Here is a 209-nt window from a genome sequence, read left to right on the forward strand (position 1 = left end):
AGAGAATTTAATGCTTCCAAGCCTAATGAAAAATGGTGTACTGATATCACTGAAGTTGTTGCCCCTGGCTTGCCTAAAGCATATCTTTGCACAGTGCTTGATCTCTATGATCGCTATCCAGTAGGCTATGCAATTAGTAAGCACAATGATACTGCTTTGGTTCAATCAGCTTATGAGCAAGCTATCCAAGCCTATCCGACTGCTCATCC

At 42.1% G+C, this 209-nt stretch carries 1 protein-coding gene; it reads left to right on the forward strand.

Annotated elements, in window-relative coordinates; genetic code table 11:
* The coding region (locus FC57_RS10545) for a DDE-type integrase/transposase/recombinase (RefSeq protein WP_156655830.1) at positions 1-209 on the forward strand (209 nt) is incomplete at both ends.

It is taken from the genome of Lactobacillus ultunensis DSM 16047 (assembly GCF_001436305.1).
Lineage (GTDB): Bacteria > Bacillota > Bacilli > Lactobacillales > Lactobacillaceae > Lactobacillus > Lactobacillus ultunensis.